Annotated in this window: 21 protein-coding genes; 10 read left to right on the top strand and 11 right to left on the bottom strand. The window is 73.1% G+C overall.

Annotated features, from left to right (window positions below):
• The first annotated feature begins 256 nt into the window (after positions 1 to 256).
• The gene (locus tag ACZ49B_RS10110; protein ID WP_468302820.1) at positions 257 to 1,402 is read left to right on the top strand and encodes a S8 family peptidase; all 1,146 of its coding nucleotides are present in this window, start codon (positions 257 to 259) and stop codon (positions 1,400 to 1,402) included.
• Positions 1,403 to 1,420: 18 nt separating this feature from the next.
• Here ACZ49B_RS10110 and ACZ49B_RS10105 read toward each other — a convergent pair whose 3' ends face one another.
• Positions 1,421 to 2,836, bottom strand: a complete 1,416-nt coding sequence (locus tag ACZ49B_RS10105) for an amidase (protein WP_468302818.1) — start codon at positions 2,834 to 2,836, stop codon at positions 1,421 to 1,423.
• 123 nt (positions 2,837 to 2,959) lie between these two features.
• On the opposite strand from ACZ49B_RS10105, the gene ACZ49B_RS10100 reads away from it, so the two are divergent.
• Entirely contained in the window at positions 2,960 to 3,562 is a 603-nt protein-coding gene (locus tag ACZ49B_RS10100; protein WP_468302816.1) for a TetR/AcrR family transcriptional regulator, read from the top strand.
• A 74-nt stretch (positions 3,563 to 3,636) separates the two neighbouring features.
• The gene (locus ACZ49B_RS10095) at positions 3,637 to 3,924 is read left to right on the top strand and encodes a DUF6225 family protein (protein WP_468302813.1); all 288 of its coding nucleotides are present in this window, start codon (positions 3,637 to 3,639) and stop codon (positions 3,922 to 3,924) included.
• On the opposite strand, the gene ACZ49B_RS10090 is transcribed toward ACZ49B_RS10095, so the two are convergent.
• On the bottom strand, positions 3,872 to 4,822 hold the full coding sequence (locus ACZ49B_RS10090) for an alpha/beta fold hydrolase (protein WP_468302811.1): 951 nt from the start codon (positions 4,820 to 4,822) through the stop codon (positions 3,872 to 3,874). The genes ACZ49B_RS10095 and ACZ49B_RS10090 overlap by 53 nt on opposite strands.
• Positions 4,823 to 4,865: 43 nt before the next feature.
• Here ACZ49B_RS10090 and ACZ49B_RS10085 point away from each other — a divergent pair, with 43 nt between their 5' ends.
• The 5 genes from ACZ49B_RS10085 (at position 4,866) to ACZ49B_RS10065 (ending at position 10,755) form a co-directional block, all read left to right on the top strand.
• Positions 4,866 to 5,342: a MarR family winged helix-turn-helix transcriptional regulator gene (locus tag ACZ49B_RS10085; protein ID WP_468302808.1), complete on the top strand. Its 477-nt coding sequence runs from the start codon at positions 4,866 to 4,868 to the stop codon at positions 5,340 to 5,342.
• A 38-nt stretch (positions 5,343 to 5,380) separates the two neighbouring features.
• Positions 5,381 to 5,593, top strand: coding sequence for a hypothetical protein (locus tag ACZ49B_RS10080; protein WP_468302805.1), 213 nt, complete (start codon positions 5,381 to 5,383; stop codon positions 5,591 to 5,593).
• Positions 5,594 to 5,637: 44 nt separating this feature from the next.
• The gene (locus tag ACZ49B_RS10075) at positions 5,638 to 7,287 is read left to right on the top strand and encodes a glutamate synthase subunit beta (protein ID WP_468302802.1); all 1,650 of its coding nucleotides are present in this window, start codon (positions 5,638 to 5,640) and stop codon (positions 7,285 to 7,287) included.
• A gap of 82 nt (positions 7,288 to 7,369) precedes the next feature.
• On the top strand, positions 7,370 to 9,385 hold the full coding sequence (locus ACZ49B_RS10070) for a prolyl oligopeptidase family serine peptidase (RefSeq protein WP_468302799.1): 2,016 nt from the start codon (positions 7,370 to 7,372) through the stop codon (positions 9,383 to 9,385).
• 83 nt (positions 9,386 to 9,468) lie between these two features.
• Positions 9,469 to 10,755: an MFS transporter gene (locus tag ACZ49B_RS10065; RefSeq protein ID WP_468302796.1), complete on the top strand. Its 1,287-nt coding sequence runs from the start codon at positions 9,469 to 9,471 to the stop codon at positions 10,753 to 10,755.
• Position 10,756: 1 nt separating this feature from the next.
• Here ACZ49B_RS10065 and ACZ49B_RS10060 read toward each other — a convergent pair whose 3' ends face one another.
• From ACZ49B_RS10060 to ACZ49B_RS10035, 6 genes are all read right to left on the bottom strand, one after another.
• The gene (locus ACZ49B_RS10060; RefSeq protein ID WP_468302793.1) at positions 10,757 to 10,951 is read right to left on the bottom strand and encodes a hypothetical protein; all 195 of its coding nucleotides are present in this window, start codon (positions 10,949 to 10,951) and stop codon (positions 10,757 to 10,759) included.
• A gap of 90 nt (positions 10,952 to 11,041) precedes the next feature.
• Positions 11,042 to 11,695 carry a hypothetical protein gene (locus ACZ49B_RS10055; RefSeq protein ID WP_468302790.1) on the bottom strand — a complete coding sequence of 218 codons (654 nt, stop codon included), beginning with the start codon at positions 11,693 to 11,695 and terminating at the stop codon, positions 11,042 to 11,044.
• Between the two features lie 102 nt (positions 11,696 to 11,797).
• Positions 11,798 to 12,217, bottom strand: coding sequence for a DUF7144 family membrane protein (locus tag ACZ49B_RS10050; RefSeq protein ID WP_468302788.1), 420 nt, complete (start codon positions 12,215 to 12,217; stop codon positions 11,798 to 11,800).
• Positions 12,218 to 12,448: 231 nt separating this feature from the next.
• Positions 12,449 to 13,666: a cytochrome P450 gene (locus tag ACZ49B_RS10045; protein WP_468302786.1), complete on the bottom strand. Its 1,218-nt coding sequence runs from the start codon at positions 13,664 to 13,666 to the stop codon at positions 12,449 to 12,451.
• Positions 13,656 to 14,252 (bottom strand): cupin domain-containing protein, encoded by a 597-nt coding sequence (locus ACZ49B_RS10040; RefSeq protein WP_468302783.1) that lies wholly within the window; start codon positions 14,250 to 14,252, stop codon positions 13,656 to 13,658. Before ACZ49B_RS10040 ends, ACZ49B_RS10045 begins: the two co-directional genes overlap by 11 nt.
• Complete coding sequence (locus ACZ49B_RS10035; protein WP_468302780.1) at positions 14,249 to 15,301, bottom strand: type III polyketide synthase; 1,053 nt, start codon at positions 15,299 to 15,301, stop codon at positions 14,249 to 14,251. The genes ACZ49B_RS10040 and ACZ49B_RS10035 overlap by 4 nt, the downstream gene beginning before the upstream one ends.
• Before the next feature lie 144 nt (positions 15,302 to 15,445).
• Here ACZ49B_RS10035 and ACZ49B_RS10030 point away from each other — a divergent pair, with 144 nt between their 5' ends.
• Positions 15,446 to 17,125, top strand: coding sequence for a DUF885 domain-containing protein (locus tag ACZ49B_RS10030; protein ID WP_468302777.1), 1,680 nt, complete (start codon positions 15,446 to 15,448; stop codon positions 17,123 to 17,125).
• A 71-nt stretch (positions 17,126 to 17,196) separates the two neighbouring features.
• Here ACZ49B_RS10030 and ACZ49B_RS10025 read toward each other — a convergent pair whose 3' ends face one another.
• From ACZ49B_RS10025 to ACZ49B_RS10015, 3 genes are read right to left on the bottom strand one after another with little or no spacing between them, the layout of a single operon-like run.
• The gene (locus ACZ49B_RS10025; protein WP_468302774.1) at positions 17,197 to 18,468 is read right to left on the bottom strand and encodes a pyroglutamyl peptidase; all 1,272 of its coding nucleotides are present in this window, start codon (positions 18,466 to 18,468) and stop codon (positions 17,197 to 17,199) included.
• Positions 18,469 to 18,519: 51 nt separating this feature from the next.
• On the bottom strand, positions 18,520 to 19,437 hold the full coding sequence (locus ACZ49B_RS10020; RefSeq protein WP_468302772.1) for a serine/threonine-protein kinase: 918 nt from the start codon (positions 19,435 to 19,437) through the stop codon (positions 18,520 to 18,522).
• Positions 19,438 to 19,453: 16 nt separating this feature from the next.
• Positions 19,454 to 21,313 (bottom strand): ABC transporter ATP-binding protein, encoded by a 1,860-nt coding sequence (locus ACZ49B_RS10015; protein WP_468302769.1) that lies wholly within the window; start codon positions 21,311 to 21,313, stop codon positions 19,454 to 19,456.
• A 450-nt stretch (positions 21,314 to 21,763) separates the two neighbouring features.
• On the opposite strand from ACZ49B_RS10015, the gene ACZ49B_RS10010 reads away from it, so the two are divergent.
• Positions 21,764 to 22,000 (top strand): chaplin, encoded by a 237-nt coding sequence (locus ACZ49B_RS10010; RefSeq protein WP_468302766.1) that lies wholly within the window; start codon positions 21,764 to 21,766, stop codon positions 21,998 to 22,000.
• Positions 22,001 to 22,096: the final 96 nt, after the last annotated feature.

Raw genomic sequence — 22,096 nt, 5'->3', positions numbered from 1 at the left:
AAGGTGACCGGCGATGGCCAGGCCCCAACCGTTCCGAGGGCGCCGCTGCCGGCGCGGGGGCCCTCCCCCCACCCCCGCCCCTCTTCTCTCCCCCCCCCCCCGCCGCGGCCTCCCCCCCCCCCCCCCCGGGACTGCTGAAACGGAATCGCGCCGCACGGCAACCGGTCGGGGTGGGGCGGGCGTCTCCAGCCTCGGCGGCGCGGTGCCGCACGGCGACAGGGGGCTGGTCATGAGACGCGGGCGCAGGAGCAGGGCGATGCTCGTCGGGGTCGCGGCCGTTGCCGCGCTGGGGGTTTCGGCGTGCTCGCCGGAGGAGGTGCCCGGGCCCGGCGGCGGCCCGGGGTCCGGCGCCGCGTCGCCGTCCGTCGTGCCGTCCGGTACGTCGCTGCCCGGCGGAGTTGCGACGGGCAGCCCCGGGCCGTCCGCCGCGCCGTCCGGCTCGGCAGCGGCGAAGCCCGTCGTCCGCACCGGAGTTCCCTGGAACCTCGACCGGCTCGACCAGCGCACCCGTCCGCTCGACGGGAAGTTCACCTCGCGCGCCGACGGCAGCGGCGTGCACGTCTACGTGATCGACACCGGGCTCGACGTCAAGCACGCGGAGTTCGGCGGCCGCGCGGTCCTCGGCGCCGACTTCGTAGGGGATCCGGACGCCGGTGACTGCTTCGACGGCGGCGGACTGGGCCACGGCACGTTCGTCGCGGGCATCATCGGCGGCACCACGTACGGCGTCGCCCCGAAGTCGAGCATCGTGCGCGTCCAGGGCATCGCCTGCGAGGAGGGCAGCGGCCCGCCCGCCAAGGACGTCTCCCCGAGCACGAGCGCGAGCACGGGTACGAGCACGGGCGCCGCCCCGCTGGACCCGGAGGACTCCGTCGTCAAGGCCGTGGAGTGGGTGACCGCCCACGCCCGGCGCCCGGCCGTGGTGAACATGTCCCTCAACCTCAAGAACCGCTCCACCGCCGTCGACACCGCCGTCCAGCACATGATCGAAGCCGGGATCACCACGGTCGTCGCCGCGGGGAACTTCAACGACGACGCCTGCGGCCACTCCCCGGCCGGCGCGCACGGTGCGATCGTCGTGGCCGCCGCGACCGCCGAGGACCGCCACTGGAGCGACGGCGACGGATTCGGCTCCGGATACGGCCGCTGCGTGGACCTCTACGCACCCGCCGAGAAGATCACCTCCGCGCTCGTGGGCGGCTCCACCGCCACCAGCGACGCCACCGCCACCTCGTGGGCCACCCCGCACGTCACCGGCGTCGCCGCCCTCTACCTCTCCGCGCACCCCACGGCGACGCCCGCCCAGGTCCGCGCCTGGCTCACCGAGCAGGCCGTACGCGACGTCCTGACCGGCGTCCCGGCCGAGACCCCGAACCGGCTGCTCCACACCGGAGGCCTCTGACGCCCGGCCGGGCCCGCCTCATCTGCGCGGGTCGACCGGCGTGAGGACGCCGAGCCGGTCCTCGACCGCCTGCGCGGCGTCCAGGCACAGGTCCTCCCGGAACGCGCGCCCGATGATCTGGACCCCGCACGGCAGCCCGTCGACCACGCCGGTCGGCAGGGCCACCGCCGGCACGCCCACGAAGCTGGTAACGCTGCACAGGCGCATGCCCGCCGCCACCCGGTCGCGGGCCGCCCTGTCGCGCGATTCCAGCCCCGGTTCGACCGGCGGCTCGGTGAACACCGGGCCGAGCAACAGCGGGTACTCGTCCAGGAATTCGGCCCACGAGCGGCGGATGTTCAGCCAACTGCCCATCAGCTTCACGAGCTCGTCCGCGCTCGCGGGCGGGGTCCGCTCCATCGCCATCGCGATGTACCGGTCCCCGCCCGGGCCGAGCAGCGTGCGCACCACCGGCCAGCTCGGGGCGAATTCGGTCACCGTGATCCGGCCGTACGCCTCGAGCGCCTCGGCCATGCGCGGTACGTCCGCCACCTCGCGTACGTCGTACCCGGCGTCCCGCAGCGCGCCGGCGGCGGCCTCCACGGCTCCGCGCACCGCGGGGTGGACGCCCTGCCCGCCGGGGTCCGCCACCACGGCGACCTTCACCGGCCCGGGCAGCGGTTGCCCGTAGAGGGGAACCGGTACGGCCCGCGGATCGCGCGGATCGGTCCCGGCCAGTGCCTCGTACGCCAGCCTCAGGTCGCCCACCGACCGCGCCAGCGGCCCGTCGGTGACGAGCATCTGCGACGCCGGGCCGGGGTCGTCCGGGCCGAGCACGCGGTGGTCCGCCGGGAACCGGCCCGTGGACGGCTTCAGCCCCGCCACACCGCAGAACTGGGCAGGGATGCGCACCGATCCGCCCGAGTCGTTGCCGAGTCCGAGCGCCGCCATGCCCGTGGCGACGGCCACCGCGTCGCCCCCGCTGGTGCCGCCCGGGGTCCGGCTGCGGTCCCACGGGTTGAGCGTGTCGCCGAACAGCTCGCTGCGGGTGTGCATCCCGGCCAGGATCAGGGTCGGTACGTTGCTGTGCCCGATCGGGATCGCTCCCGCCGCGCGCAGCCGTGCCACCGGGGGAGCGTCGGCCGGGGCCACCAGATCGCGGAAGCGCTCCGAACCGAAGGTGGTCGGCACCCCTTCGACGGCGGTGGTCTCCTTCACGGTGAACGGCACCCCGGCGAGCGGCCCGAGCGCCGCACCTTCGGCCCGTAGCCGGTCGGTGTGCGCCGCCGCTGCCCGGGCGCGCTCCGCCAAGAGCTGAGTGACGGCGTTCACCTGCGGGTTGACCTCGGCGATGCGCGCCAGGTGACTGTCGACCAGCTCCACGGCCGACACGTCCGCACGGCGCACCGCCTCCGCCTGCGCGGCGGCCGACATCTGCCACAAAGGATCCGGCATGGCGTGAACCCTTTCCTCTCCACGTTCCGATGCAATTGCATCGGAACACTAGCCCAGGAATCGATGCGGACGCATCGAATAAAGTCGCCGTACGACGGAGCAGCGGGTGGGAGGAGACCGGGCATGCCCAAGCAGGTGGACCACGAGGGCCGACGCCGCCTCATCGCCGAGGCCGTCTGCCGCCTCGCCGACGAAAGCGGGCTCGAAGGCGTGACCCTGCGCGACGTCGCCGCGCGGGCGCAGGTGTCGATGGGCGCGGTACAGCGGTGCTTCCGCACCAAGGACGAGATGCTCGTCTTCGCCCTCGGGTACGTCGGCGAGCGCATCGCCGAACGCGTACGGGCCCGGCTCGTCAGGAGCCCGGCCCAGTCGGCCGGCACCGCCCTGGGCCATGCGGTCACCGAGATCTCCCTGCTGCGGGAGGAGCACCGGGCCGAGGCCAGGGTCTGGCTGGCCTTCGTCGCGCAGGCGGCGGTCAGCGAGCCGCTCGCCGGGACGCTGAAGGCGAACTACGCGGCCCTCCAGGAGTCGTTCACGCAGCTCATCACGGAAGCGGCGGAAGCCGCCGGCCGCGCCGTGCCCCTCGATCCGCAGCGCGAGGCCCGCACCCTCCTCGCCCTCGCGGACGGCCTCACCGCGCACGTCCTCATCGGCCACCTCGCCCCGCACGAGGCCCAGGACGTCCTCCACGCGCACCTGGGCAGCCTCTGGACGCACTCCGGGTGACGGTCGCCGCGGATGCGGGAAACGATTCGGCGTGCCGTGGCCGTAGTGCACCCTTCGCGCTCTAATGTCGCGGCATGGCTGACATGTTCGATCACAATCCGCAGGTGTGGACCGCTGGCCGGCTCCGCGAGGTACTCGCAGCGCTGCCCGACGAGACGCCGATCCACATCGGTGTCGCGGACGGCCCCGGGGACTTCGAGGGCTACGGGGAGTACGTCCTCGTGGACGCCGAGCCGGTGGAGGTGGACCTCGACGGCGAGGGCGACGGCCAGGCCGGCCACGGTGGCGAGCCGGGCCCGCGGGTCCAGTTCACGCTGTTCGCCGACGCCGCGGCCGGGGCCTACCACCTCGACCTGGACTGACCGCCGGGCCGGTCCGAGGCCGGTCGGTGGCCGTGAGGAACTCGGAGATCAGGCGGTTCGTCTGCGCCGGCGCTGCCGTGGGCAGTGCGTAGTGGCTGAGGTGCGGGAGCGTCTCGATCCGGGCGTGCGGTACGGCCTTGCGGGCGCGGGCCGCGACCCGCTCCGGATCGTGGGCGCCGCTGCGGCCGGCCAGGAGGACCAGCAGCGGGGTGGCGAGCGTCCTGGGGTCCGGGCGGCGGCCGACGATCAGCTTGCGGTCCGCGAAATCCGAGGCCGCCCGTGCGAAGAGCCGCTTCCAGTCCGGGTCCGTGTCCGTGCCGGCCGTCTCGCGGTCGAGGTAGTCGAGCACGCGCGCCGCCGTCGGGCGGACCAGCACGGGCAGTGAGCGCAGCAGGAAACCGGGCCGGTGGCCGGCGAAGCACCGGGTCGGGTCGAGGAGCACCAGCCGGTCGACGCGCTGCGCCGCGTGCAGGGCGTACGTCAGGGCGATCCAGGCACCGTACGAATGGCCCAGCAGACTGACGCGCCGGGCGCCGAGGGCGTCCGGGCCGTCAAGCCCGTCGAGGAGCGCGTCCAGCCAGGCCATCAGGTCGGCGGTGGTGCGCAGCGGGCGGCCGGCGCGCACGCTGCGGCCGGCGTCGCCGAGGATGTCGACGGCGAGCACCCGGTGGTGGGCGCCGAGCGCCGCGGCGTTGGCGAACCAGACGGCGCCGGTGGAGCCGCCGCCGTGCAGGAGAAGGAGCGGAGCGGCCTCGGCGGGCCCGTACGCGTGGACGCGGGTCGTCCCGTACGGGGTGGGAACGTCGATCTCGGCGGTGCCGGCCGGCCAGCGGGCGAGCAGCGCATCGTAAGCGGCGAAGAACGGACGGGATGCGGACACGGTGGCCCCCTTGGGCATCGTCTCGTTGACCAATTATCTCGCTCGGCGAGATACTAGCCGAGTGAGCAATGACGACACCCCCGCCCTGCGGCTGGTCCACCTCCTGCGCGCGGTCACCGTGGAACTCCACCTCCGGGGCGGCGAGTTCGCCGGGCGCAACGGCCTGCACCCGACCGACCTGCGGGCCCTGATCCGGCTGCTCGACGCCGACCGGGCGGGTGAGACCGTCACCCCGGGGCGGCTCGGCGAAGCCCTGAAGCTCAACTCGGCGGGCACCACGGCCCTGCTCGACCGGCTCGAACGGCTGGGCCTGATCCGCCGCAGTCGCGACGCACGCGACCGGCGCCGGGTGCTGTTGGTGGTGGAGCCGAAGGCGGTCGAGCTCGGCTGGTCGTTCTTCGGCCCTCTCATCGGCGGCCTGGTCGACGCGGCCGAGGAGTTCACTCCCACCGAACTGGACGTCGTACAGCGCTACTTGACCGCGGCCCTGCATGCTGCGGCGCCCGCCGGCGCGGAACGGGGCCCCGCCCCCGGGTGAAGACGGCCCGGTACAGGGGAATCCCGGTTGGCGGCGTCGTGGGCGCTCGCAGGGTCGGGGCCCACGGCTCCCTTCACCGCCCCGGACGGAACGTCGCCCCTGTCGCGGCCGCCTGCGCCGGGCTGTTCCCGCACGCCCGGCTCGTCGTCCGGCCCGGAGCCGGCCGCGCCCCGTGGCTGCACGGCCCCGAGCGGTTCCTCGCGGTCGCCACGGCATTCCTCGCCACCGCGGTAGTCCGCAACCCGGCGTAGCCTGGTCTGACCGCCGTATCCGCCTGTGACCAGGGAGGCGGCGCATGACCGACCCGTACGGCTTCCTCCGGACCCCCCGGAACCCCGTCCCGTCCCGCCCCGCGGACCAGCGGCTCGGCGACTGGCGCGAGGTGCACGCCGGGCAGACGCTGCTGCCCCTGGTGTCCGAGCAGGCGAACCGCTGCATGGACTGCGGCGTGCCCTTCTGCCACGGCGGCTGCCCGCTGGGCAACCTCATCCCCGAGTGGAACGCGTACGCCGCGCACGGTGACTGGCGGGCCGCTTCCGAGCGGCTGCACGCCACCAACAACTTCCCCGAGTTCACCGGCCGGCTCTGCCCGGCCCCCTGCGAGGACTCCTGCGTACTGGCGATCAACGCCGACCCGGTGACCATCAAGAACGTCGAGCAGACCATCGCCGACCAGGCCTGGGAGCTCGGGTACACCCCGCCGGCGCCGCCCGGCCGGCTCAGCGGGCAGACCGTCGCCGTCATCGGCTCCGGCCCGGCCGGGCTCGCCGCGGCCCAGCAGCTGACCCGGGCCGGACACACCGTCGTCGTCTACGAACGGGACGACCGCATCGGCGGCCTGCTCCGCTACGGCATCCCCGCGTTCAAGATGGAGAAGACGCACCTGGACCGGCGGATCGCCCAGATGCAGGCCGAGGGCACGGTCTTCCGTACGGACGCGGACATCGGCGGCCGGACATCGGCGGCCGACCTGCGACGCCGCCATGACGCGGTCGTCGTCGCCGTCGGGGCCTCGGAGCGCCGGGAGCTGGCCGCACCGGGCCGCGCGCTGCACGGCATCCACCAGGCCATGGACTACCTGATCGGCGCCAACCGGGTCGGCGAGGGCGACCTGGCGGCGCCCGAGATCACGGCCGAGGGCCGGCAGGTGGTGATCGTCGGCGGCGGGGACACCGGCTCGGACTGCCTGGGCACCGCCCTGCGGCAGGGAGCGCTGTCGGTGGTCCAGCTCGACATCCGCCCCGAGCCCGGCCCGCAGCGGTCCGACGCCGAGCCCTGGCCGCTGGTGCACCCGCAGGTGTACCGGATCTCCCACGCCCACGAGGAGGCGCGCGGGCGCCACGGCACCGATCCCCGGGTCTTCTCCAGCGCGACCATGCACTTCGAGGGCGATGCGGAGGGTCGGGTACGGGCCCTGCACCTGACCGCCGTCGAGCCCGTGGGGAGGACGCCGATGCCGGGCACCGAGCGGGTCCTGGAGGCCGGGCTGGTCCTGCTGGCGCTCGGTTTCTCGGGTCCCGAGCGGGCCTGCGGGCTCGCCGAGCAGCTCGGGCTCACCCGGGACGGCCGGGGCAACTTCGCGCGGGACGCGGATTTCGCGGCCCTCGGCGAGCCGGCGCCGTCGCCCTCGGACGGGTCCCCGCCGGACGGATTCCCACCGGACGCGTCCCCGCCGGGAGGGGCAGCGCCGCACGTCAGAACGCCGCCCTGGGCCGAGGCGCCGGCCCCGGGCGTGCCGCCCGCGTGGGGCAAGCCCGCGGAGCGGCCGTCCCGCGGCCGGCCCGACGGGGTCTTCGTGGCGGGCGATGCAGGGCGTGGCCAGTCCCTGGTGGTGTGGGCCATCGCGGAGGGCCGGGCGGCAGCCGCCGCCGTGGACCGCTACCTCACCGGCTCGACGGCCCTGCCCGCCCCCGTCGGCGCCCACGACCGGCCCCTGTCGGCATGACAGGCCCTCTGCTGGACGGCCCCCCTGGGGGCGTCCGCCCGACGCGGCTCCGGCCGGCCCCGCGGGGCTGCACAATCATGGGGTGACTGCTGAAGATCGTTTCTTGTGGCTGGAAGACGTCGAGGGCGAGGCCGCGCTGGCCTGGGTGGGGGAGCGCAACGCGGAGACCGCCGCCGCGCTCACCGGCGACCCGCGCTTCGAGCCGCTGCGCGCCGAGCTGCGCGAGGCCCTCGACGACGCCGACCGCATCCCGTACACCGTCCGCCGCGCCGCGCACCTCTACAACTTCTGGCGGGACGCGGACCGCCCGAAGGGCGTGTGGCGGCGGACGACGCCGGAGCAGTACCGCAAGGACGATCCCGCCTGGGAGGTGCTCCTCGACATCGACGCCCTCGCCGCGCAGGAGGGCGAGGAGTGGGTGTGGGCCGGCGCCCGGGTGCGGTACCCCGACTACCGGCGGGCGCTGGTCCAGCTGTCCCGGGACGGCTCCGACGCCGTCGTGGTCCGCGAGTTCGACCTCGAGGAGCGGGCCTTCGTCGAGGGCGGCTTCGAGGTCGCGGAGGCGAAGACCCGGATCGGGTGGATCGACGAGGACACCGTCTTCCTCGGCACCGACTTCGGACCGGGCTCGCTGACCGCCTCCGGCTATCCCCGTACGGTCCGGCGCTGGCGCAGGGGCACCGCCCCGGCGGACGCCGAGCTCGTCTTCGAGGCCGAACCCGGGGACGTGTCCGCCTCCGGCTGGCACGACGCGACCCCCGGCCACGAGCGCGCCTTCGTCTCCCGCTCCACCGACTTCTTCCACGACGAGCTCCACCTCCTCGCCGACGGCGACCGGCTGGTCCGGATCGACGTGCCGGACGACGCCGGGAAGTACGCGTACCGGCAGTGGCTGATCGTCACGCCGAAGACCCCGTGGCTCGGGCATCCGGCCGGCTCGCTCCTCGCCTTCGACTTCGACGCGTTCCTCGCCGGGGACCGCACCGCGCACGTGCTGTTCGCGCCGGACGAGCGCACCGCACTGGCCGGGCACAGCTGGACCCGCCACCACCTGATCCTCGAGACGCTCGCCGACGTCGCCACCCGCATCGAGGTCCTCACCCCCGGCCCGGACGGCTGGAGCCGCCGGCCGCTGGCGGACGTGCCGGCGCTGTCCTCGGCGACGGTCACCGACACCGACCCGGACGTCAGCGACGAGTACTTCCTCAACGTCGACGGCTTCCTGCAGCCCTCCACCCTCACGTACGGGCACATCGGCGCCGACAGCGAGCCGCTCAAGCAGGCCCCCACCCGCTTCGACGCCCGCGGCCTGTCCGTCCGGCAGTTCTTCGCGACCTCCGCCGACGGCACGCAGGTCCCGTACTTCGTCGTCGGCCCGGCCGGCCAGGACCGGCCGGGGCCCGCGCTCCTCTACGGGTACGGCGGCTTCCGGGACCAGCAGACCCCGTACTACAGCCCGCTCACCGGCCGCGCCTGGCTCGCCCGCGGCGGCACGTACGCGGTCGCCAACATCCGCGGCGGCTCCGAATACGGCCCCGCCTGGCACCGGGCCGCCCTCGGCGCGAACCGGGTACGGGCCTTCGAGGACTTCGCCGCCGTCGCAGCCGACCTCACCGCCCGGGGCATCACCACCCCCGACCGGCTCGGCATCACCGGTGCCAGCAACGGCGGCCTGCTCATGGGCGCCATGCTCGTCCGCCACCCGGAGCTGTTCGGCGCGGTCGTCGCCAAGGTGCCGCTGCTGGACATGCTCCGCTACCACCGCCTGCTCGCCGGGGCCTCCTGGGTCGCCGAGTACGGGGACCCCGACAGCGAAGCCGACCGGCCCCACCTCGAAGCCCTCTCCCCGTACCACAACCTGTCCCCGGACCGGCCGTACCCGCCCCTGCTCCTGATGACCTCCACCCGCGACGACCGCGTCCATCCCGGCCACGCCCGCAAGACGGCCGCCCGGCTGCGGGAGCTGGGACACCGGGTGCTGTTCCACGAGAACACCGGCGGCGGCCACGGCGGAGCCAGCGACAACGAACAGGCCGCCGCCAACCACGCACTCGCGTACACCTTCCTGTGGCAGCACCTGGGAGCAGAAGCGACGTGACGTGAGGAGAAGCGATGTGACGGGCCTCGGGCACGGGAAAATCCGTTGCCCGGGCGCGGGCGGGTCACGCACGATGATCCGTCGTGAGTACCACCCGTCTGTCCGGCTTGCTTCCCGACCTCTCCCCGTGGCGTTCCAGCCGCGATTTCCGGCTGCTCTTCTTCCAGGGCGCCGTCACGTTCTTCACGTCCTTCATGGCGATGATCGCCCTTCCCCTCCAGATCAAGCACCTGACGGACTCGCCGCTCGCGGTCGGCGCGATGGGCGCGGTGGAACTCGTCCCGCTGGTCGTCTTCGGCCTGTACGGAGGAGCCCTCGCCGACGCGATCGACCGGCGGCGGATGATCCTGCTGAGCGAGGCCGGGCTCGGGGTGCTGGCCCTCGTCCTGCTCGTGAACGCCCTGCTGCCGAACCCGCTGCTGTGGCCCCTGTACGTGGTAGCCGCCGGAGTCTCGGCGCTGGCCGGGCTGCAGCGCCCGGCCCTGGACTCGATGATGGCGCGGATCGTGCCGCACGAGCAGCAGACCGCGGCCGCCGCGCTCAACGCGCTGCGCTACCAGATCGGCGCGATCGCCGGACCGGCCCTCGCCGGACTGGTCGTCGCCTACGCGGGCTACCCGGCGGCCTACGCCGTCGCGGTCGGCGGCTTCGCGGTGTCCGTCGTGCTGTGCACCCGGCTGACCCCGGCGCCGCCGTCGCCCGACGCGGAACGGCCCTCGCTGCGCGGGATCGCCGAGGGGGCGCGGTACGCGTGGAGCCGGCCGGTGCTGCTGGGCACGTACGCGGTGGACCTGGCGGCGATGTTCTTCGCCTTCCCGAACACGATCTTCCCCTTCCTCGCGGACGAGCTCGACGCGGTGTGGGCGCTGGGCCTGATGTACTCCGCGGGCGCCGTGGGCTCCCTGGTCCTCGGGATGACCAGCGGCTGGACCTCGCGGGTGCGGCGGCACGGCCTGTTCGTGGTGTGCGGGGCCGTGGTGTGGGGTGCGGCGATCGCGGGGGCCGGCTGGTTCACCGACATCTGGGTGGTGCTGGCGTGCCTGGCGGTGGCCGGGGCCGGCGACATGCTGAGCGGCCTGGGCCGGGCGACGATCTGGAACCAGACCATCCCCGAGGAGCTGCGCGGGCGGCTGGCGGGCATCGAGGTGCTGTCGTACAGCGTGGGTCCGCAGCTGGGCCAGGTCCGCGCGGGCACCGTGGCGGGCTGGACGGGCACCCGGCCGGCCTTCTGGAGCGGCGGCCTGATGTGCGTGGCGGCGGTGGCGGCCCTGTCCGTACTGCTGCCGAAGCTGGTGACCTACGACGCGGACACGGACGAGGACGCGCTGCGACGCCGCGAGGCGAAGCGCGCGGACCAGCTGGCGGCCTGAGCTAGGCCGGCCTGGACCCGGTCCGCGGGTGGGGGTCCTGGCGGGGCGCAGCGCGGTCGGGGGATGCCGGAGGGGCCTTCGGGCCGACGGTGTACTGGTTCTCGACGAGGTGCTCGTAGATCTCGAAGTCGACGGCCTGCCACCGTCCCATGTCTCCGTGGATGGCCCGGAACTGGGCCGGAGTCGGACTGGTCACTGTTCTCACCTCTCCCGTCAAGGGTGCGGGATCTCAGGACGTCCTGCACGCCGTACGGACTGGGCCATCGGAGTGACGGCGAGGCCCGTTCTACGGGGCGGGGACGGCGTCGGCCGTGAGGCCGGCGAGCTGCAGCGCGCGGTGCAGGGCGGGCAGGTCCCAGTCCTCGTCCCGGCGGGCGTTCCCGCTCTCGGCGACCAGCGCATCCAGCGCCGCGGGCGTCAGCCGGTAGTTCTCCGCAGCCTCCAGGAGCTGCTCCGCGGCCCGCCCGTGGACGGCCAGCAGCCTGAGGAACTCCTCGCGTTGCACGAAACGGCTCATCCCGCAGTCCAAGCCGTCGTCCTTGAGGTCCTCGGGGTACGGCGCACGGGCCCAGGCGCCGTTCTCGTACCAGTAGACACAGCCCAGCTCCCAGCCCTCGAGCAGGTCGTGGAGGGTCTCGTACGGGAGCCAGTCCGGGGCCTGTGCCAGCATGTCGACCGCGGGCTCGTGCCACTTGACGTCGCTCGACTCGTCCTCGCCGTAGAGCACGAAACGACCCTGGCCCATCCGGGCCAGGGTCCAGCAGGTGCAGCCGGCGTCGTCGAGACGGAGCCCGGCGCCGTCGATCCAGTGGCCGGTGCGGTGGATTCCGTGGCTCTCCGCCTCGGTGGTCGCCTCGAGTACGGCGACGAACGCCCACCGCGCCCACAGCAGTTCCGCCGCGGGCAGGTCTCCGGGCCGGCCCGGCCGGTGAATCGTCATGCTGGCTGCTCCCCTTGCCGGTGACACACGCGTACCGGCAGGATCGTAGCCGCAGTTCACCGTGGCGTCGGGGCCCCCGAGTCCGGTCGACGCCGTCAACCGTCAGGGCCTCGCCGTCCTCGGGACGTCGGTGCACAGGGCCCAGATGACGAACACGCCGATGGCGATGGCGATGATCGACCAGAGTGGCTGGTAGGGCAGCCACATGAAGTGCAGGATCACGTACAGGCTGGTCAGGACGATACCGGCGATCCTGCCGGCCTCCCAGCCCTTGAGGATCGCCGCGCCGGCGCCGACCAGGAGGATGCCGACGATGAGATGGATCCAGCCCCAGGCCGTCAGGTCGAACCTGAAGGTGTAGTCGCCGAAGCTCTGGTACACCTCGTCGTTGGCGATGGCGACGATGCCTTCGATGATGCCGAAGATACCGGTGACGATCATCACGACGCCCGCGAACGTCGTACCGCCCGATGCCCAGGCTCTGCTCGTACCGCTCGGCGTAGTACTCGGCGTGCTGCTCATCGCGCCGCCTCTCTACTCGGTTGTGGGACCGGCTCTCCGTGCCACACCGGTCCCGTAACCCATCGTGCGCACCCATCGCGCGCGGCGCACGTCGGGACGCATTGCGTCATCGGACGTCTCGGGCGGCGCGCCACCGGGCCGGGGGATGGGCGGCCGCGCGGTGGTGTGCGGCGCCCGCGCCCTGACCGCCGACGAAGCGCAGGCGCTGCCGCAGCGGGCCGGCGGCGTGATTCACCAGGTGACCGGCAGGGCCACGGGCCCGCGGATCAGGACCCCCTGCTGCCAGGCCACCTCGTTCTCCGGAACCGCCAGCCGGAGCCCGGGGAGCCGGGCCACGAGCGTGGACAGCAGCACCTCCGACTCCATCTTGGCCAGCAGCGGCGCCAGGCAGTGGTGCGGCCCGTAGCCGAACGCCAACTGGGCCGGCCCCTGCCGGTCCACGTCGATCTCGTCCGGACGGTGGAAGCAGCTCTCGTCCCGGTTGGCGGCCACGTACGAGACGAAGACGGCCTCGCCGCGGCGGATCGTGGCTCCGCCGACCTCGACGTCCTCGGTCGCGATGCGCGGCTGCCCCACCCCGAGCTTGTGCGGGATCCAGCGCAGCAGCTCCTCCACCGCAGCCGGCACCAGTTCCGGTGTGCGGCGCAGCCGTTCCCTCAGGCCGTCCCGGGTCAGCAGCACGTACACCATGTTCGAGGCGTTGTTGCAGACGGCGTGCCAGCCGTTGAGCCCTACGAGGGCGGCGAGCGCGAGGAGTTCCTCTTCCGTGATCCTGCCGTCGTCGACGGCAGCCACCATCAGGCCCATCATGTCCTCGCCCGGCCGGGCGCGGCGTTCGGCGGCCAGCTCCCGGAACAGGCCGCCGACCGATTGCTTGGTCCGGCGGACCCGCTCGGCCGCCGCCTGGTTCGGCGCCCGGGTCAGCAGCGTCTGCGCCCAGTCGCGCAGCTGCGGGCGGTCGTTCTCCGGAACTCCCAGCACCTCGCCGATCATCCGCAGCAAGAACGGCGAGATGACCTGTGCGATGAGGTCCGCGGGTGGTCCGGACGCGACCGGGCCGTCGAGCAGTTCGTCGACGAGTGCGTCCACGACGGCCTGGGCGTGCGGCCGCAGCGCCTCGATACTGCGCCGGTTGAACACGGGCGAGACCACGGAACGGATCCGTGCGTGTTCCGGGGGGTCCGTGAAGCTCACTGCCCCGTCCATGGGGACCAAGTGCTCCGTCATCCTCGGCAGCGGGCGGCCGAGGATGTCCCGGCTGAACCGCGCGTCGGAGGTGACGAACCGGACGTCGTGGTACCGGGTGACCAGCCAGCAATCGCCCGCGGAGCCGTGCGCAAGACGGATCCGGCGGGGAGGGGCATCGCGCAGCGCCTCGCGCAGGAAGGGGTCGAAGTCCAGCTCCGGGAGATCGGCGCATGCATAGAGGGGCGGCAGTTCAGACCACATCCGGGGTCCCCTCGGAGTACGCGGGTGCCGGTGCCGGTGCCGGTGCCGGCACCGGCGCGCTGTGGCGCAGCGGTGTGAGCTGTTCGATGTCGTACCGGCGGCGCAGCGCGGCGACGGCGGCCTCGTCGGGCGGTCCGCCGGCCGAGAGGATCTCCAGCAGCTCCTCGAAGTAGTGCTCGTGGTCGGGCGGCGGCGAAGCCTGGAAGAACATCCTGGCCGGCGCCCCGGTGGGGTTGGCGAACGCGTGCGGACAGCCCGGCGGGACCACGATCACCGTGCCGGGAGTGGCGCGCACGACGCTCTCGCCCGACAGGGAGCGCCAGCGCTGCCAGTGGTCCGGGGTGCGCACGCGCGGCTCGAAGGCGAGGACGTCCAGTTCGCCTTCGAGTAGGTAGAACAACTCCTCGCTGCGCGTGTGCAGATGGGCGCCGACGTCGAACCCGGGCGGTACCACGACCTCGAAGCTCGACGCGCTGCGCGAGTGGGCGCCCGTCACCTTGAACGTCACCTGCTGGGCGGTGGTACGCAGCGTCCGTCCCCCGCCGGGCGGCACGATCAGCCCGCTCCGGGATTCGACCGCCGTCATGAGGCACTGCTCCAGCGACCCAGGGCCATCTCCGCGGTGATGCCGGGACCGAAGCCCGCCAGCAGCCCCCGCGCCTGTTCGCCGGTCGTCCCTTCCTCGAACAGCCGGCGCAGCGCGTCCAGGACGACGACGCTGGCGACGTTGCCGTACTCGGTGAGCGTGGCCCGGCTGAACCGGAATGCCTGCGGAGGCACTTGCAGGAACCGGGAGAGGTCGTCCAGGATGCGCGGCCCTCCGGCGTGCACGATGTAGAAGTCGAGGTCGGAGGCGTCCCAGCCATGGCGGCCGGCGAGGTCCCGCAGGGCAGGGGCGAGCGGCTCCATCGTGCCGGGCACCCGCTTGTCGAGCAGGAAGTGGAAGCCGGTGGCCCGTACGTCGTACGCGATCCAGTCCTCGGTGCCGGGCACCAGGTACGAGCCGTTGCGCTCGAGCGTGATCCCGCTGCCGCCCCGGCCGCGCACCACCACGGCGGCGACCCCGTCCCCGAAGAGGCCGTTGGAGAGCAGGGAGCCGATGCCGAGATCCGTGGGCTGGTAGCAGAGCGAACAGAACTCGCAGGCGACGATCAGCGCGTTCGCCTCGGGGTAGGCGGTGCAGAAGTCGTGGGCGCGATTGATGGCGGCGCCGCCGGCTGCGCAGCCCAGCTGCGCGATGGGCAACTGCCGGGTGGTGGAGGGGAGTCCCATCGTGTTGATCAGCCATGCGGTGAGCGAGGGCATCATGAACCCGGTGCACGACACGTAGATGATGACGTCGATGTCGGCCTCGCGCAGCCCGGCATGCTCCAGCGCGCTCCGCACGACCACGGGGACCCGGGTTTTGGCCTCGGCCACGTACAGCCGGTTGCGCTCCTCGAACCCGGGATGCTTCAGGGCGGCGGAGACGGGCTGCACCAGATGCCGGGTGCGCACGCCGGTGTTCTCGATCAGCCTTAACGCCAAGGGTAGTTGGGGGTGATCGGGATACTGCTCACGGGCCAGAACGAGGGTCTCGTCCAGCGTGATCACGTACTCCGGAACCGCCACGGCAGGCCGACACAGCGTCGCCACGAACAACTCCCCCTCATTTCATGATCGCCAATGGCCTATCAACGAACCACCCCCGACCAGGACACGCGGGGCTCCGCCACTCCATACCGGCCAAAGGGTCGTGCCGGGAGCTTGTCCGGGGGAGGGGCGGGCAGGACTTCGGGCATGTTGAGGCATCAGCGTGAGCTGCCCCGTCAGATCTCCGACGCCCATGTCGACGCACTCGTCGCGCTCGACCCGATCACCGGGACGTACCTCGGTACGTCCGCCGGCGCCGGGAGACTGCCCGACTACTCGCCCGACGGCGCCCTGGCCGAGGCCGAGCTCGCACGCGGGACCCTCGCACGGCTCGCCGCCCACACGGACGATGGCGACGACGTCGAGCGGCGGTGCGCGCGGCTGCTGCGGGAGCGGCTCGACGCGGAACTCGTCCAGTACGACGCAGGCGAGCACCTGCGCGCCGTGAACAACATCTCCTCGCCCCTGCACCGGGTGCGCAAGGTCTTCGCGGTGATGCCGACCCGTACGCCCGAGGACTGGGCGGCGATCGCGGAAAGGCTGCGGGCCGTGCCCGGATGCCTGAGCGGCTACCGGGCCTCCCTCGCCGAGGGCGCGCGCCGCGGAACGACCGCGGCGCCCCGCCAGGTGCGGGCCAACGTGGCACAGCTCGAGGAGTGGCTGGGCACCGAGGGCGGCGGATTCGGCCGCCTGGTTTCCGGTGCGCCGCCGCACATGGGCCCCGAGGTGGGGGCCGCGGCGCGGGTGGCGGTGCGGGCCTTCGCGGAGCTGGGGGAGTGGTTCCGAAACGAGTACGGTGCGCAGGCCACCGGTGCCGGCGCCGAGGACGCCGTCGGGCGCGAGCGCTACGGCCGCTTCGCGCGCTACTACACCGGCGCGGACCTCGACCTCGACGAGGCGTACGCGTACGGCTGGGAGGAGTTCCACCGGCTGCTGCCCGAGATGCGGGCCGAGGCGGAGCGCATTCTGCCCGGTGGCCAGGACCCGTGGGTCGTGCTGGCCTGGCTGGGAGAGCACGGGAGGAGCGTCCACGGCGTGGAGGAGACCAGGCTGTGGCTCCAGTCCCTGATGGACGAGGCCGTGGAGGCCCTGGACGGGCGGCACTTCGACATCGCCGAGCCGGTCCGGCGCGTCGAGTCGTGCATCGCGCCGCCCGGTGGCGCCGCGGCCCCCTACTACTCGCAGCCGTCCCTCGACTTCGCCCGCCCGGGCCGGACGTGGCTGCCCACACTGGGGCGGACCCGCTTCCCCACCCACAACCTCGTCTCCACCTGGTACCACGAAGGCTTTCCCGGGCACCATCTCCAGCTGGGACACTGGACGTTCGTCGCGGCCGACCTCTCCCGCTACCAGACGAAGGTCGCCAAGGTGAGCGCCACCACCGAGGGCTGGGCCCTGTACGCCGAACGCCTGATGGACGAACTGGGGTTCCTCACCGATCCCGCCCACCGGCTGGGCCATCTCGACGCCCAGATGATGCGGGCCGTCCGCGTCGTGATCGACATCGGCGTACACCTGCGGCTGCGCATCCCGGCGCAGTCGCCGTTCCGGCCCGGAGAGCGGTGGACTCCCGCGCTGGCGCGGGAGTTCCTCGGCCGCTACTCGAGCCGGCCCCCCGCCTACCTGGACAGCGAGGTCATCCGCTATCTGGGCCGGCCCGCCCAGGCGATCTCGTACAAGCTCGGCGAACGGGCCTGGCTGGAGGGCCGGGAGCGGGCCCGGGCCAAGCAGGGCCCGGACTTCGACCTCAAGCGCTGGCACATGGCCGCGCTCTCGCTCGGCTCACTCGGTCTCAGGGATCTGAGCGACGAACTCGGATCGCTGTAGGCACTTGGTTTCCAGGTCGTCTCTTTCGGATCCTGCCGGACGTGGGTGAGGCAAGATCCGGAAGGGACGGCCTAAGGGCGCGCGGCGGTGTGTTGGAGGATGGTGCGGACCTCCTCGGCGATCGCGGTCTCGTTCTGCTCGAATGCGGGGCCGGTCAGCAGGTTCGGGTCCGCAGGGAGGCCGGTGAGGACCGGGGTGTGCAGGTGGCCACCGGGCAGCTGCGGGGCGAGGTCGCCGCGCAGGCGGTTGGAGCGGTAGGCCACCTCGTTCGACAGGTAGCCGCCCCCGCCGCCCTCCACCGCCCGCGAACCCGGCGTCGGGCCGTCCTCGCGGTCCACCGGCGCGGTGGCACCCGCCGGAATCTCGGTGACGGCGGTGTTCAGGAGCACCGGGTACGGGCTCTGGACGGCGCCGGTCGCCGCATCGGTGGGGAGCGTGGTCCGGATGAACTCCGCGCCCGGGGCGAGCCCGGGAGCGGTCACCGGGTGCTCGCGGGTGCCGCCGGAGAGGGAACCGGTGTTGTCGGGGTACGGATCCGCCGACCGGGACCGGCCGGCCCAGGCCTCCAGGGTGAAGAGGCCGGGGTAGCCCTGGCTGATGGTGGTGATGACGTCCGCGGCGCCGGGGCCGCCGGCCAGGCGCGGGGCGAAGGCCCGCTCCACGATGCCGGCGTCGAAGTCGGCGTACCGCACGGGCAGGACGACGGCCCGGATCTCGGCGGGGCTGCCGTCGGCGAGGGTGATGCGGCGGCCGTTGAGCCGGAGGGCGGCGGAGCCGGAAGGGTTGGCGCGGCGGAGCTCGGCGTCCAGCCCGAAGGGGTCGAAGCCGCTGATGAACACGCGCCGTACGCCCGGGGCGGTCCGGAAGGCGTTGTCGGTGAGGCCGCGGGAGGCGTCCTCGAAGCGGGCGCGCAGCGCGGCACGGTCGACGGCGAAGGCCGGCTCCCAGCGGGCGAGCGCGGCGGTCATGGCCAGCCGCGTCCAGTACAGCGGCCGGTCGTCCCCGGCCGGGAGGTCACCGCCGGGGCGCTGCCCCTGGGCCCGGCGTACGGCGGCCTGCCAGAGGGCCTCGCCCCAGCTGTCGAGCAGCCGCCCGGCTTCGGCGGGGCTCCGGACTCCGCACAGCGCGGCGGGAAAGCGCCGTACGAAGTCCCCCAACCCGGCGCGCTCGACGAGCGCCGCGGTCCGCGCGTCCGTGAGCCGCGTCTGCTCGGCGTCGAGGGGTGCGGAGGGTGTGGTGCGGCACGCGGAGGTGTCCTCCGCGTACGCGGGTGCGGTGACGGCCAGGGGGAGGACGGTGGCAAGAAGGACCGCGAAGGACGCGGTACGCCGTAAGAGCATCATGCAATGTGACATTACATAGGTGTGGCCAGCCCCCACCAGACGCGTTTCCGGTCACTCGGGCAGGGGCGTGTCGCGTCGGCGCCGGTGCAGCGTCGCGTCGAGGGCGGCGGACAGTTCGGGGATCGAAGGCCTCGCCGCCGGGTCGGGTCGCAGACATCCGTCGATGGCCGCGGCCAGGGCGCGCGGGAGGCGCCGGCGGGCGGTCACCGGCGGGGCCGCCGCTTCGAGCTGCGGGAACCAGTCCGCGCTCCCGCTGTCCGCGCTCCCGCTGTCCGCGCTCCCGCTGTCCGTGGTGCCGTCGACGGTGTCGCCGATGTCGAACGGCACGTCCCCGGTGGCGAGTTCGTACAGGATGATGCCGATGCCCCAGACGTCGGCTGCCGTCGACAGCGCTCCCCCGCGGGCCTGTTCGGGCGCCAGGTAGCCGAACGTGCCCACACCCGGCGGGGCGATGCCCGGCGGGCGGGCGACGCTCAGGTCGAGCACCTTCGCGTGACCGCATTCCACCACGACGTTGGACGGCTTCAGGTCCAGGTGCAGCAGACCCTGACCGTGCAGGTAGTGCATCGCGGAGCACAGCTGCACGCCCAGGACGGCCACGTCCTCGGCGGCCGCCCGCCGCGGCAGACGGCCGATGAGGTGGGACAGCGTCTCGCCCGTCAGCGTTTCGAGCACGACGAGCGGCTCGGGCGACTCGAAGGTCTCGTACGCGCGGACCAGATGCGGATGCGTGAAGCGCTGGAGCCAGCGGCCCTCGCGGACGAGCCGGGCGCCCAGCCGCGGCTCGTCGCGGCAGTCGGGGCGCAGGACCTTCACCACGCAGCGGCAGTCCCGCTCCTCGCTCCAGGCGTCGTAGAGGTCGAGCCAGCCGGTCCGGGCCAGGTGCGCCAGGACCTCGTACCCCGGCGCGGGGGCCGTACCGGGCGCGAGGGGCGGGGCTGCGGGCCGGGTGGCGGTGGCAGCGCTCATGGCAGGACCTTCGGGCTCACGACAGGACCTTCAGGGGAGCGGCGCCCGCGCCGGGCGCGCCGCCGTTCGCGCGGTGCAGGCGGGCGTACGCACCGCCCCGTACGAGCAGCTCCTCGTGCGTGCCGCACTCCACGACCCGTCCCCGGTCCAGCACCACCGTGGACGTCGCGTCGCGCACCGTGAGCAGGTTGTGCGAGATCACGACGGTGGTCCGCCCGGCCATCAGCCGGCGCAGCGGTTCCATGATCCGGCGGCCCGACTCGACGTCCAGGCCGGTGGTCGGCTCGTCCAGCAGCAGTACGGGCGCGTCCCTGACCATCGCGCGGGCGATGGCCAGACGCTGTGCCTGCCCGCCGGACAGCGTCCGGCCCCGCTGGCCCACCACGGTGTCGTAGCCCTCGGGGAGCAGCCGGATGAACCCGTCGGCGTCGGCCGCACGGGCCGCCGCTACGATGTCCGCCTCCGTCGCGCCGGGCCTGCCGTAGGCGATGTTCTCCCGTACGGTGCCGTGGAAGACGAGCGTCTCCTGGAGCACGACCGCGACGTTCTCGCGCAGCTCGGACAGTCGCAGCTCCCTCAGGTCGGTGCCGTCGAGGAGGACCGCCCCCTCCTCCGGGTCGTAGAAGCGCAGTTGCAGTTTCCCGACCGTGGACTTGCCCGCGCCGCTCGCACCGACCAGCGCCAGCGTCGCACCGGGCTCCACACGGAACGACACGTCGCGCAGGGCCCACCGCGACGTGCCCGGATAACGGAACGAGACGCCGCGGAACTCGACATCGCCCCGGGCGCGCCCGATCCTCCGGGCACGGGCGGCTTCCACCTCGACGACCTGGGGGCGCTGGTCGAGCAGTTCGATGATCCGCTCGGCCGACGCGGACGCCGCGTAGAAGGTGGTCGTGAGCTGCGACAGGTCGCGGATGGGGCTGTAGAGCTTGCTCAACAGGGCGATGAAGACCAGCAGTCCGCCCAGCGTGAGCTGCCCCTGCGCGAGCTTCCACGTACCGAGGCCCATCACGGCCAGCGCGCCGGTCAGTTCGATCACCTCGACGATCGGGCCGTAGACGGAACGGATCCGGGCCGAGACCATCTCCGCGCGGAACCGTCCCATGCTCTCGCGGGCGAACCGGCCTTCCTCCGTCCCCTGCCGGTTGTACGCCTGCACCAGCGCGATGTTGCCGAGCGACTCCTCGGCTATCGCGCTGATCGAGCCGCTGCGCCGGCGCCGCTCCCGCGACGCGGCCTTGACCAGCCGCGAGAAGCGCCGGGCCGAGGCCCAGAAGAGCGGCACGATGATCAGTGCGAGGAGGGTCAGGTCCCAGCTCAGGTAGAAGAGCAGGCCGAGGAAGACGCCCAACTGGATCACGTAGTAAAGGGCGTTGGCCACTCCGGACAGCAGGAACGTCTCGATCGCGTCGACATCGCCGGTGATGCGCGAGAGCACGTCCCCCAGCCGCCGCCGCTCGAAGAACCCGAGCGAGAGCCCCTGGACGTGCCGGTAGACGTCCGAGCGCAGGGCCAGCAGGAAACGCTCGCCGACCCAAGTGGACATCACGTCGTCGGCGAACTCCAGAATGCCGGAGAGGACGACGAGCCCCAGATAGGCGAGCGCGATCCAGAGGAAGGGGCGCAGATCGCGCGGAACGAGGACCTCGTCCACCACGATCTTGAAGAGCCAGATCTCGGCCGCGTCGATGAAGGGGCCGATCATGCTGAAGAACAGGATGGGGACGAGCCAGCGCCGTCCGCCGCGGGTGTAGGGCCAGAAGCGCCGGAACGCCTCGCGCGGGGCGACCGGCGGCGCGGCGGCGACGACCGCATCGGGATCGTCGGCCACCGACAGCAGCCGGTGCAGCGCATGCCACGCGACACGTCTCATAGGACGCGTTCCTCAACGATTGCCGGCTGGGCGGGGCAAGGAGCGGGGTCCGCCCAGCCGTTCTCGGCGGTCAGCAGCCGCGACCGTGGCGGCCGTTGTTCCCGTGGTGGCCGTGGTCGGTGTTGCGGTGGCGACGGTTCCGGCGCCTGCCGGTGTTGTCGTCGCGCCCCGCGGTCCAGTCCCTCTTTCCGTGACGGCGGTTTGCTGGGATGAGATGAGTGAAGATCGCCATGAGCTTTCCTCCTGGAGAGGCTTCTACAGGGGGATACGGTCCAGAACGGCCGAGGGATTGCGTTTTCCGGAAAAATCTCCCGATCTGCATCTCATGGCATCGCATGGCACCCCGTGGCATTTCGCCGCGGACAGGGCCCACGGGTGGGTGAATCGGCCTGGTTCGGGACGGATTGGTATGGGATGGCCCGGCACACCCTCATTCGATGGGAGATCCACATGAAGATCCGTACCCTGGCCGTTGCGGCCTGCCTGGTCGTCGGTGCGACGCTGGGCGGGATCGGCAGCGCCTCCGCCGACGCCAAGGCCGAAGGCTATGCCATCGGCTCCCCGGGCTTCCTTTCGGGCAACGTGGTCCAGGTGCCGATCCACATCCCGATCAACATCTGCGGCAACAGCATCAACATCCTTGCGGCGCTGAACCCGGCCGGCGGCACCGTCTGCGTCAACCACTGACACATGTCGGCGCGGGGGGGGGGGGGGGGGGGGGGGGGGGGGCGGGGGGGGGGGGGGGGGAGGGGAGGGGGGGGGGGGGGGGGGGGGAGGGGGAAA

Source organism: Streptomyces sp. NPDC031132 (assembly GCF_055570595.1).
The sequence above is the reverse complement of the archived record's forward strand: the minus strand, read 5'-3'. Positions and strand labels throughout refer to the sequence as shown.

Coding starts and splice junctions, on each gene's coding strand:
- ACZ49B_RS10040 (WP_468302783.1), bottom strand. CDS start 14,252: ATGACGGCGGTCGAATCCCGGAGCGGGCTGATCGTGCCGCCCGGCGGG.
- ACZ49B_RS10015 (WP_468302769.1), bottom strand. CDS start 21,313: ATGAGACGTGTCGCGTGGCATGCGCTGCACCGGCTGCTGTCGGTGGCC.
- ACZ49B_RS10055 (WP_468302790.1), bottom strand. CDS start 11,695: ATGACGATTCACCGGCCGGGCCGGCCCGGAGACCTGCCCGCGGCGGAA.
- ACZ49B_RS10090 (WP_468302811.1), bottom strand. CDS start 4,822: ATGCCCAAGGGGGCCACCGTGTCCGCATCCCGTCCGTTCTTCGCCGCT.
- ACZ49B_RS10010 (WP_468302766.1), top strand. CDS start 21,764: ATGAAGATCCGTACCCTGGCCGTTGCGGCCTGCCTGGTCGTCGGTGCG.
- ACZ49B_RS10020 (WP_468302772.1), bottom strand. CDS start 19,437: ATGAGCGCTGCCACCGCCACCCGGCCCGCAGCCCCGCCCCTCGCGCCC.
- ACZ49B_RS10105 (WP_468302818.1), bottom strand. CDS start 2,836: ATGCCGGATCCTTTGTGGCAGATGTCGGCCGCCGCGCAGGCGGAGGCG.
- ACZ49B_RS10110 (WP_468302820.1), top strand. CDS start 257: ATGCTCGTCGGGGTCGCGGCCGTTGCCGCGCTGGGGGTTTCGGCGTGC.
- ACZ49B_RS10025 (WP_468302774.1), bottom strand. CDS start 18,468: ATGATGCTCTTACGGCGTACCGCGTCCTTCGCGGTCCTTCTTGCCACC.
- ACZ49B_RS10075 (WP_468302802.1), top strand. CDS start 5,638: ATGACCGACCCGTACGGCTTCCTCCGGACCCCCCGGAACCCCGTCCCG.
- ACZ49B_RS10045 (WP_468302786.1), bottom strand. CDS start 13,666: ATGTGGTCTGAACTGCCGCCCCTCTATGCATGCGCCGATCTCCCGGAG.
- ACZ49B_RS10030 (WP_468302777.1), top strand. CDS start 15,446: ATGTTGAGGCATCAGCGTGAGCTGCCCCGTCAGATCTCCGACGCCCAT.
- ACZ49B_RS10100 (WP_468302816.1), top strand. CDS start 2,960: ATGCCCAAGCAGGTGGACCACGAGGGCCGACGCCGCCTCATCGCCGAG.
- ACZ49B_RS10050 (WP_468302788.1), bottom strand. CDS start 12,217: ATGAGCAGCACGCCGAGTACTACGCCGAGCGGTACGAGCAGAGCCTGG.
- ACZ49B_RS10095 (WP_468302813.1), top strand. CDS start 3,637: ATGGCTGACATGTTCGATCACAATCCGCAGGTGTGGACCGCTGGCCGG.